This is a genomic window from Dyadobacter sp. OTU695 (assembly GCF_038440355.1).
Classification (GTDB): Bacteria; Bacteroidota; Bacteroidia; order Cytophagales; family Spirosomataceae; genus Dyadobacter.
The window spans coordinates 1-368 of sequence record NZ_JASATN010000095.1 but is presented as its reverse complement, the minus strand read 5'-3'; the positions used below and the strand labels follow the sequence as shown (position 1 = coordinate 368).

The 368-nt window shown below is 51.1% G+C and carries 1 protein-coding gene; it reads left to right on the top strand.

Annotation, left to right across the window (positions count from 1 at the left end):
• Positions 1-368 (top strand): transposase (locus AAHB90_RS32600; RefSeq protein WP_342089508.1); only part of this gene is annotated, 368 nt, incomplete at both ends.

Here is a 368-nt window from a genome sequence, read left to right as displayed (position 1 = left end):
TGGTGCGGGTTGTCAACGAGGTTGTCGAGCGGATGGACGTCAGCAGTCTGGTCAACCTTTACGAAGGGGGCGGCACCAGCGCCTATCATCCGCGGATGCTTTTGAAAGTGTTGCTATATGCGTATTGCATGAAGATTTACACCGGTCGGAAAATAGCCCGTGCCTTGGCGCAGGATATCCATTTTTTCTGGTTGAGTGGCATGTCCCGTCCCGACTTCCGGACGATCAACCGATTCCGCAGCGGCAAAGCCAAAGAATCCATCCAGGTCTTGTTCAGCTCGATGCTGGTGTTTTTAATGGAGCATGATTACATCAAAATGGAAAATTATTTCTGTGACGGCAGCACTTTTTCGGCCGATGCGGGTAAG